At 69.4% G+C, this 4,987-nt stretch carries 5 protein-coding genes; all 5 read left to right on the top strand.

Features of this window, described 5'->3' with window-relative positions; genetic code table 11:
* Nucleotides 1–34: 34 nt before the first annotated feature.
* The 5 genes from ACFU6K_RS31215 (at nt 35) to ACFU6K_RS31195 (ending at nt 4,905) form a co-directional block, all read left to right on the top strand.
* On the top strand, nt 35–412 hold the full coding sequence (locus tag ACFU6K_RS31215) for a type II toxin-antitoxin system RelE/ParE family toxin (protein WP_380668712.1): 378 nt from the start codon (nt 35–37) through the stop codon (nt 410–412).
* Nucleotides 409–717, top strand: coding sequence for a helix-turn-helix domain-containing protein (locus ACFU6K_RS31210; protein WP_380668710.1), 309 nt, complete (start codon nt 409–411; stop codon nt 715–717). Before ACFU6K_RS31215 ends, ACFU6K_RS31210 begins: the two co-directional genes overlap by 4 nt.
* Before the next feature lie 44 nt (nt 718–761).
* Nucleotides 762–2,852 carry an excinuclease ABC subunit UvrB gene (gene uvrB, locus ACFU6K_RS31205; protein ID WP_380668708.1) on the top strand — a complete coding sequence of 697 codons (2,091 nt, stop codon included), beginning with the start codon at nt 762–764 and terminating at the stop codon, nt 2,850–2,852.
* Between the two features lie 265 nt (nt 2,853–3,117).
* Nucleotides 3,118–3,696: a TerD family protein gene (locus ACFU6K_RS31200; protein WP_380668706.1), complete on the top strand. Its 579-nt coding sequence runs from the start codon at nt 3,118–3,120 to the stop codon at nt 3,694–3,696.
* 228 nt (nt 3,697–3,924) lie between these two features.
* Nucleotides 3,925–4,905, top strand: coding sequence for a TerC family protein (locus tag ACFU6K_RS31195; protein ID WP_380668704.1), 981 nt, complete (start codon nt 3,925–3,927; stop codon nt 4,903–4,905).
* Nucleotides 4,906–4,987 lie beyond the last annotated feature (82 nt).

Below are 4,987 nucleotides of genomic sequence, written 5' to 3'. Positions count from 1 at the left end.
CAGTTGTTCCCACTGCCGAGCGAGGGGGAGAGGCATGACCGGTGACGAGTCCCGGGCGGGCTACGAGATCGAGATCGAGCCCGAGGTGCGGGTGTGGCTCCAGAACTGCCCGACCGCCGAGTACCGGGCGGCCGAGCGCGCCGCCGACCGCCTCGCCGAGGACGGTGAGGCGTTGTCGTTCCCGTTGGCGAGCCACCTGGGCGGGCCGCTGCGGGAGCTGCGGATCGGGTCCATGCGCATCACGTACTGGCTCGCGCCGGGGCGGAGGGCTGTGCTGCTGACGGTCTTCCGCAAGACTAGGAACCGCGAGACCGATCAGGTCGAACGGGCACGCCGCGCGCAGAAGGTCTGCGAGGCGGAGCACCGGCCCGCCGCCGATCACGAGATCTACGACCGGGAGGAGCAGCGATGAGCAGCGGCTACCACACCCGCTGGACCGTGCCGGCGGAGCACCGGGAGAGCGAGGAGTACCGCGCGGCCGGGCGGCGGATGGCGCTGGCCGAGGCCGTGTACGCCCGGCGCTCCGCGCTCGGGTGGACACTCGCCGAGCTCGCCGAGCGGACCGGGCTGGACGAGGAGACCGTCGAGGGCATCGAGGAGAGCGGGGTCGATCCGACCCTTCCGCTGATCGAGCGGCTCGCCGCCGCCTTCGACTCCGTCGTGCGGATCGACCCCGCCCGGGAGCCGGCCATGAGCTTCGAGGCCCACGCGGCCTGATCGAACCGGCCTCGCTTGTCGGTGGTGGGTCGTACCGTTGAGTGGTGCGTCCCATCACGAGTATTGAGCGGTCCGTGGCGCCTTTCGAGGTCGTCAGCCCCTTCCAGCCGAACGGCGACCAGCCGGCGGCGATCGCCGAGCTGGAACGGCGGATCAGGGGAGGGGAGAAGGACGTCGTGCTGCTCGGTGCCACCGGCACCGGCAAGTCGGCCACCACGGCCTGGATGATCGAGAAGCTGCAGCGGCCCACCCTGGTGATGGCGCCGAACAAGACGCTGGCCGCGCAGCTGGCGAACGAGTTCCGCGAGCTGCTGCCGAACAACACGGTCGAGTACTTCGTCTCGTACTACGACTACTACCAGCCCGAGGCGTACGTCCCGCAGACGGACACCTACATCGAGAAGGACTCCTCGATCAACGAGGAGGTCGAGCGGCTGCGCCACTCGGCGACCAACTCGCTGCTCACCCGCCGGGACGTGGTGGTGGTGGCCTCGGTCTCCTGCATCTACGGCCTCGGCACCCCGCAGGAGTACGTGGACCGGATGGTGCGGCTGAAGGTCGGCGAGGAGATCGACCGGGACGAGCTGCTGCGCCGCTTCGTCGACATCCAGTACGCCCGCAACGACGTGGCCTTCACCCGCGGCACCTTCCGGGTCCGCGGCGACACCATCGAGATCTTCCCGGTCTACGAGGAGCTCGCCGTCCGGATCGAGATGTTCGGCGACGAGATCGAGGCGCTGTACACCCTGCACCCGCTCACCGGCGAGATCATCAGCCAGGACGACTCGGTCCACGTCTTCCCCGCCTCGCACTACGTGGCCGGCCCCGAGCGCATGGAGCGCGCGGTCAACGGCATCGAGGCGGAGCTGGCGCTGACGCTCGCGAAGCTGGAGAAGCAGGGCAAGCTGCTGGAGGCCCAGCGGCTGCGGATGCGCACCACCTACGACATCGAGATGCTGCGCCAGATCGGCACCTGCTCGGGCGTCGAGAACTACTCGATGCACTTCGACGGCCGCGAGCCCGGCTCCCCGCCGAACACCCTGCTCGACTACTTCCCGGAGGACTTCCTCCTGGTCATCGACGAGTCGCACGTCACCGTCCCGCAGATCGGCGCGATGTACGAGGGCGACGCCTCGCGCAAGCGCACCCTGGTCGAGCACGGCTTCCGGCTGCCCTCCGCGATGGACAACCGCCCGCTGAAGTGGGAGGAGTTCCTGGAGCGGACCGACCAGACGGTCTACCTGTCGGCGACGCCCGGCCCGTACGAGCTGTCGCGCGGCGACGGCCAGGTCGAGCAGATCATCCGCCCGACCGGCCTGATCGACCCCGAGGTGATCGTCAAGCCGACCGAGGGCCAGATCGACGACCTGGTGCACGAGGTCCGCCGGCGGGTCGAGCGGGACGAGCGCGTCCTGGTCACCACGCTGACCAAGAAGATGGCCGAGGACCTCACCGACTACATGCTCGGCCTGGACATCCGGGTCCGGTACCTGCACAGCGACGTGGACACCCTGCGCCGGGTGGAGCTGCTGCGCGAGCTGCGGGCCGGCCGGTACGACGTGCTGGTCGGCATCAACCTGCTGCGCGAGGGCCTGGACCTGCCCGAGGTGTCGCTGGTGGCGATCCTGGACGCGGACAAGGAGGGCTTCCTGCGCTCCGGCACCTCGCTGATCCAGACGATCGGCCGCGCGGCCCGCAACGTCTCCGGCCAGGTCCACATGTACGCGGACAGGATCACCCCGGCGATGGAGAAGGCCATCGACGAGACCAACCGCCGCCGGGCCGTGCAGCAGGCCTACAACAAGGAGCACGGGATCGACCCGCAGCCGCTGCGCAAGAAGATCGGCGACATCCTGGACACCCTCGCCCGCGAGGACGTGGACACCGACGAGCTGCTCTCCACCGGCTACCGGAACCAGGGCAAGGGCAAGGCCCCGGTCCCGTCGCTGGGGGCGGAGCGCAAGCCGGCCAAGTCCCTGCCGGCCGCCGAACTGGCGGACCTGATCCAGGAGATGACCGACCGGATGCACACGGCCGCCGCCGACCTCCAGTTCGAGGTCGCGGCCCGGCTGCGCGACGAGGTCAAGGAGCTGAAGAAGGAGCTGCGGCAGATGCGCGAGGCCGGAGTGGCGTAGCCGCACCCGAGGGGCGTGCCCGTACGGCGCCGCGCCTGGCCGGAATGACACCGGTCAAGTCCGCGGGTGTCTCAGCCTTGCCACAAACGGGGAGACCCGGGGGAGGCCGGGGTGCCGCAGGCCCTAGGCTGGCCTGCGGCATCGTGCCCTCGGGACGGGGTTGCGGGCCGTACGCAGAGGGGGCCTCAGCCGGGGGACGGCGACGGGGTGTTCCACCGTGGAGCCGCTCGGGTGTGACCGCGCGGCCGGCAGAGAGGACAACGTCGTGTCGGTGAACCTGGCCAAGGGGCAGCGGGTCAGCCTCCAGAAGGGGCAGGGCGGCGCCCTGACCGTGGTCCGGATGGGCCTCGGCTGGGAGGCCGCCCCCAAGCGCGGGCTGTTCGGCAGCCGCACCCGGAAGATCGACCTGGACGCCTCGGCGCTGCTGTACGCCGAGCGGACCCCGTCCGACGTGGTGTTCTTCTCGCACCTGGAGAGCAACGACGGCTCCGTCCGGCACACCGGCGACAACCTGGAGGGCGGCTCCGGGGCCGAGGACGACGAGGCGATCCTGGTCGACCTGGTGCACGTGCCCGTGAACATCACCCAGGTGGTGTTCACGGTCAGCTCGTACACCGGGCAGACCTTCGCCGAGGTGCAGCGGGCGCACTGCCGGCTGGTGGACGAGGCCACCGGGCTGGAGCTGGCCCGCTACGAGCTGGCGGGCGGCGGGCCGCATACCGGGCAGATCATGGCCAAGGTGGTCCGGGACGGCAACGGCGGCTGGGAGATGCAGGCGATCGGCGCGCCGGCCAAGGGACGCACCTTCCAGGACCTGCTGCCGGCGATCGAGCCGTTCCTGTAGCCGGTCCCGTAGCCGGCCGTGCGGCCGCGGCCCTTTGCGGTTCTTTACCTTCTTTACCTTTCCTTGGGATTGCTGTTACTCTCGTTGGCAGCGGAGGGGAGTATTCCTCGACAGCCGACCCCGTCATCACGGGTGCCCGTCGTGGCACCCCGGGGCGCTGGCCCGATGGGCGGAAGAGACCTCCGGCAGTGACGATGACTGTCTCGCCTACCTGCCGGAGGAGCAGTAGTGGACGTTTCCGTAACCATGTGGGTTTCCACGATCCTGGTGCTGATCGCACTGGTCGTGGCGGACTTCTTCATCGGAGGGCGCAAGCCGCACGAGGTCTCGATCAAGGAGGCCGGGATCTGGACGGCCGTCTGGGTCGCCCTGGCGGTGCTCTTCGGTGGCTTCCTCTGGTGGCACTCCGGCGGGGAGCCGGCGGGCGAGTTCTTCGCCGGCTACATCACCGAGAAGTCGCTCAGTGTCGACAACCTCTTCGTGTTCATCCTGATCATGGGCAAGTTCGCGGTGCCCAGGATCTACCAGCAGCGCGTGCTGATGTTCGGTGTGATCATCGCGCTGGTGCTCCGGGCGGTGTTCATCGCCGGCGGCGCCGCGCTGGTCTCCGAGTTCTCCTGGGTGTTCTTCATCTTCGGTGCCTTCCTGATCTGGACGGCCTGGAAGCTGATCAAGGAGGCCCGTGCCGAGGACGAGGGGGACGAGGAGTTCGAGGAGAACCGCGTCCTCAAGTCGATCACCCGCCGCTTCCCGGCCACCGAGGACTACCGCGGCACCAGGCTGTTCGTCCGGGAGAACGGCCGCCGGCTGATCACCCCGATGCTGGTCGTCATGCTGGCGATCGGCACCACCGACGTGCTGTTCGCGCTGGACTCGATCCCGGCGATCTTCGGCCTGACCCAGGACCCGTACATCGTCTTCACCGCCAACGCCTTCGCCCTGATGGGGCTGCGCCAGCTGTACTTCCTGATCGGCGGCCTGCTGAAGAAGCTGGTCCACCTGTCGTACGGCCTGTCGGTGATCCTCGGCTTCATCGGGGTGAAGCTGGTGCTGCACGCCGCGCACGAGGCGGGCGCGACGTGGGCCCCGGAGATCGGCATCCCGTTCTCGCTGGGCTTCATCGTGGTCGTCCTGGCGGTCACCACCTTCACCAGCCTGCGGGCCGCGAAGAAGGCCGAGTCCGCCGAGCACGAGAAGCTCGACGCCTGAGCGCCTGAGCGCCTGAATGCCTCACGGCACCGGGTGCCGGGCACCGCCGAGGCCCCCGCGACCGGAAACCGTCACGGGGGCC

It is taken from the genome of Kitasatospora sp. NPDC057512, assembly GCF_042802135.1.
Classification (GTDB): domain Bacteria; phylum Actinomycetota; class Actinomycetes; order Streptomycetales; family Streptomycetaceae; genus Kitasatospora.
The sequence above is the reverse complement of the archived record's forward strand: the minus strand, read 5'-3'. Positions and strand labels throughout refer to the sequence as shown.